7 protein-coding genes and 1 pseudogene are annotated in these 3,239 nt (G+C 44.1%); 2 read left to right on the top strand and 6 right to left on the bottom strand.

The features are described 5' to 3' along the window. On the top strand, nucleotides 1-160 hold a 160-nt coding region (locus EPE01S_RS24020; RefSeq protein ID WP_373279697.1), incomplete at its 5' end, for a SymE family type I addiction module toxin. Between the two features lie 52 nt (nucleotides 161-212). Here EPE01S_RS24020 and EPE01S_RS22485 read toward each other — a convergent pair. Further along, nucleotides 213-587, bottom strand: coding sequence for a CDI toxin immunity protein (locus EPE01S_RS22485; RefSeq protein WP_062749639.1), 375 nt, complete (start codon nucleotides 585-587; stop codon nucleotides 213-215). A gap of 57 nt (nucleotides 588-644) precedes the next feature. Here EPE01S_RS22485 and EPE01S_RS24250 point away from each other — a divergent pair, with 57 nt between their 5' ends. Next, the gene (locus EPE01S_RS24250; protein ID WP_062749641.1) at nucleotides 645-827 is read left to right on the top strand and encodes a SymE family type I addiction module toxin; all 183 of its coding nucleotides are present in this window, start codon (nucleotides 645-647) and stop codon (nucleotides 825-827) included. A 50-nt stretch (nucleotides 828-877) separates the two neighbouring features. On the opposite strand, the gene EPE01S_RS22495 is transcribed toward EPE01S_RS24250, so the two are convergent. The 5 genes and pseudogenes from EPE01S_RS22495 to EPE01S_RS22510 form a co-directional block, all read right to left on the bottom strand. Further along, a complete protein-coding gene (locus EPE01S_RS22495) occupies nucleotides 878-1,180 on the bottom strand; it encodes a hypothetical protein (protein WP_062749643.1) in 303 nt (100 codons plus the stop codon). After that, nucleotides 1,177-1,911 carry a hypothetical protein gene (locus EPE01S_RS24025; protein ID WP_072277535.1) on the bottom strand — a complete coding sequence of 245 codons (735 nt, stop codon included), beginning with the start codon at nucleotides 1,909-1,911 and terminating at the stop codon, nucleotides 1,177-1,179. Before EPE01S_RS24025 ends, EPE01S_RS22495 begins: the two co-directional genes overlap by 4 nt. 30 nt (nucleotides 1,912-1,941) lie before the next feature. Further along, nucleotides 1,942-2,040, bottom strand: a pseudogene (locus EPE01S_RS24145) (hypothetical protein); the annotation flags it as partial. A gap of 128 nt (nucleotides 2,041-2,168) precedes the next feature. Next, a complete protein-coding gene (locus EPE01S_RS22505; protein WP_062749645.1) occupies nucleotides 2,169-2,555 on the bottom strand; it encodes a contact-dependent growth inhibition system immunity protein in 387 nt (128 codons plus the stop codon). Beyond that, nucleotides 2,552-3,239, bottom strand: a 688-nt coding sequence (locus EPE01S_RS22510) for a polymorphic toxin type 28 domain-containing protein (RefSeq protein WP_255210179.1), incomplete at its 5' end; no start/stop codon positions are given. The genes EPE01S_RS22510 and EPE01S_RS22505, both read right to left, overlap by 4 nt.

The raw sequence follows: 3,239 nt of genomic DNA on the forward strand, positions 1-3,239 counted from the left end.
GGACAGCCTGATACTGACGGTGTGCGACCCGGCATCACCGCCAGAACCGGAGATCATGCAGACGCTGCGTAAGGACTGTAAGCTGTCTGCCCGTAAGCAGCGGCAGGTGACGGAGCTGATTGAGGTGATCGGCCGACTGCAGAGCAGGAGCGGTAACTGACTAAACGACAGATAAAAAATCCCGGCTCGATGGCCGGGATTTTTTCTTCAGATTACTGGTTAATTCCTAAACGAAACATTTCAGTGGGAAATAAAGGTTGTATTATTATCTCATCATTAAAAATAAATAATTTTGTTGATAAGGCTATGACGTCGTAAATGTTTTTAGCAATCAATCTTAAATTTGACCTGAAAACAGGAATATCCACATCATCTGCAAAAACGAACACCTTATCATTTTCTATATAATGTGCGCTTAAGAGAGCGTCAATACTCTCATAATCTGAATATTTAATTGCTGACCACATAATATTTCCTTTTACAAAAGGATATTTTCTCAGAATATCAATAGCCTCCCTCTGAGCTTTACCATCAACCATATTAAAATCAGCACTTAGTGCTTCCTGGCATTCATCAAACAAAGTCATTTATTCTACCTGTTTAGCTATTTACCTGTTCAGCTGGAGACCGGAACACAACTTAACGTGCGGGTACTGCCGAACTGCCTGATACTGTCCGCGCAGGAACCAAGGCCTGAGCCGGAGGAGCCGGAAGTGGTCACCACCCTGCGCCAGACCTGTAAAAAGCTGTCTGCTCGTAAGCAACAGCAGATCGCCGAGTTTATTCAGGTTATTATCGGACCGCAGAAACGGGCGGCTAAGGTGTAACGGGCTGGTTATACAGTGAAATCCCGGCGATTTGGCCGGGATTTTAATAGTCAGTAAAAATCAGGAACTATTTGACCTTCAGCTTTTAGAATTTCAATAAAACGCTTGTAAGTCTCTGGATCGCCCTCGATAAGATCATCCAATATTCTTGCTGCAATGAGCGGTTTAAAAAATATACCATTTTCAAAAAAAATAAAATCACCTGATATTGTAGGATCAACAACATCTACTTTATCTGCATTAAAAACAGATAAGCCATAATCTTTTACTAAACCATAGAAATAGGTTTTTCCTTTAATCCAGTAAATAGCATAGACATCTAATAGCGTTCCGTCGTTTTCTTTTATTTTCACTTAACAGCATCCTTAATAGAATCAATCACCTTGGCAGGATCATTAACACTTCTCTGAGGTGTGGTTATTTTCATATCATAAGCTTTACCAGTTATGGAATTATATTGATAATGTACTGTTATAGTTGAGCCATCAGATAGTTTTTGCTTTGCTTCCATTTTCTGGAAGCCTGCAGATGTTGGGAAGCGAGGATCCTTATTCATTCCTTTGAGTGGTTCTCCTGCAGAACCTGGATTAGCCCGAATCTGATTCCACACAACTTTCTCATTCAGATCACGTGGGAAAGGATTCTGTATCCCTTTAGCTGTCGTTGTAAATTCAGCTCTCTCAATTAACTGCTGCTGTTCCCTTGTTAGCCGCGACATTGGATTGTTTGCTGCCGGTTTCTCAACGGTTAATCCAAATATCACACCTGCCAACACCGCCTTACCGAGGTTATTCTTGTGCAATTCCGTATTGTTAGCCACTGGCTCCAGTTCAGAGATTGAGTAGGCAACCAGTTGCTGACAATGTTTATTACAGTCTGTCGAAACCTGTAGTACTTTCAGCTTCTCAAGCTCTGCTTTCTGCTCTCTAATCGGTATTGCTGTTGCAAGCGCCTTACCTTGTTTCTCTGCATCCAGCTTTTTCAGATCTGCTACAAGCTGGTCTCTTTCCTCATTGGTCTTCGCTTTTGCATATTTCTCGGTGAATGACGTGATGTCCGTATCACTCAGATAGTTATTCTCCACCGCATTCTTACCCGCCTGGCCGGCCGTGACTGCTCCGCCAGTATCGCCCGTCGCCAGGCCGCCCGCAAGTCCTGCGGCCAGTTCGCTCAGCTGGTCTGCCGCCCTGCCCGTGAACAGCTGGCCCGCAATGTAGCCGTATCACCAATGCGGAACAACTGGAGATCACCGCCGCACCCGGTGTGATCCGGTTGCAACGGCGGGAAGATAAGGCTTTCAGGGCTTAGAAGTAAAAATCCCGGCCAGTTGGCCGGGATTCGTTATATGACTATTTTATTGATTTTTAAAATATCTTTTTTTAAATCATCGTTAATATCTGAAGAGTCTAGCTGATTTATAAGTTGTTTTATTTGAACAAAGCTACTTTTCTGACCTTTTAGATCATCTCCTTTTATCGTCGATAAAGCAGCTATAAGTTCACCATCATAATATTCTCCAGCAAGCGGATCCTCAGTCAGAACATCCAACACTCTCGGCATCAGTTGATCAACACACAGTTCCTGTCGAATAGCACGGCAAAGATCTTCTACAGCCAACTCTTCGAGTGGTATATCAATGACATGCTCGAACCATAGTTCAAGCGGAGATTGTTGACTTGGTTCCTTCGCTACGTTGATGTTTCCTATCAATTTACGGAAGGTAATCATATCCCATGTCCTTTCAAGGCTGATTCTATTTTACTAATGGCATCGGTTGCCCTGCCATATGCTGCCTGAGCCTCAGGGTTATTCACGTTTTTCAACGTATCCGCATGGTTTCTTAATCCCCTGAGAGTATTTTGCATTTCCTGCATATGATCCCAATAACCACCGTTCTCTTTAGGAACAGGATTGCCATCCATATCCTTGAGAGTTCCTGTTATATCGTGATCCTTCAGAGCATTTTTTATAGTGTTATCAATCTTCTTGATAGCACTTTCTTGCTTCTGATTCAGCTTATCGACTTTTTTCTCTTCCGATTTTTTCGGATCATTTTCTGGCGGTGGTGGTGTTCCCGTTCCAGACCCCGAACCACCCAGCTCTTTCTTCTGCTCATCCGTGAGATCCTTGCCGATATTAGGATTAGAACCAGACTCATCTTGGTCTATTATGCCCTGCATCGCTAATATCACTAGCTGTGCAGCAACTGGACAATCACCACCGGAGAGGCATTGCGTCACAACATCTTTACCAAACTCTTTCACCGCTGCATCCAGTTTCTGCGCGATGGCTGCATTGGCTTCCGTTTGTGGTGTTGTCTGACCTGCTACTGGCGGAGGCGGTGTCAGCAGCGAGAGCAGGAAGTTATTCTCAACCGCATTCTTACCCGCCTGGCCGGCCGTCACTGCTCCA

The sequence above is a fragment of the Erwinia persicina NBRC 102418 genome, from assembly GCF_001571305.1.
Classification (GTDB): Bacteria; Pseudomonadota; Gammaproteobacteria; order Enterobacterales; family Enterobacteriaceae; genus Erwinia; species Erwinia persicina.